This window comes from Streptomyces chisholmiae, assembly GCF_031845445.1.
In the GTDB taxonomy this organism is placed as follows: domain Bacteria; phylum Actinomycetota; class Actinomycetes; order Streptomycetales; family Streptomycetaceae; genus Streptomyces; species Streptomyces chisholmiae.
The window spans coordinates 1-397 of sequence record NZ_JAVREO010000291.1; the positions used below are offsets into that span (position 1 = coordinate 1).

The window sequence follows — 397 nt, forward strand, 5'->3', positions numbered from 1 at the left end:
CCTCACCATCGCGGTCGTGATGGCCGCACTCGTGGTGATCATCTGGAAGATCCTCGACGCCTCGACGCCGGACAGCGCGGTGGCGGTGCTCGGGGTTGTCATTCCCATGTTCGCCACGGTGGGTGCGGCAGTGTTCGGGATCCCGATCGCCTACCAACGCGGAACGACCGTCGGAGCTCAGCAGGCCAGCTCGACGAAGGACCAGGAGGTCGCGGCCGCGAGCGACCACGCGAAGAAGGAAGCGCAGGCGGCGATGAAGACGAAGATCGGGCCGGTGGTCGACAACTTCGCCGACTCGGCGCGCAGCCTCGTCGAGCGCGTGCGCAACGGGACCGAGAGCCCCGCCGGCACCGACACGTACGTGCTCACCCGCGATCGCGACGACGCGGTCCCGGAT

Annotated in this window: 1 protein-coding gene; it reads left to right on the forward strand. The window is 68.5% G+C overall.

Features of this window, described 5'->3' with window-relative positions; translation table 11 throughout:
* Positions 1 to 16: 16 nt before the first annotated feature.
* On the forward strand, positions 17 to 397 hold a 381-nt coding region (locus RM844_RS33250), incomplete at its 3' end, for a hypothetical protein (protein WP_311671141.1).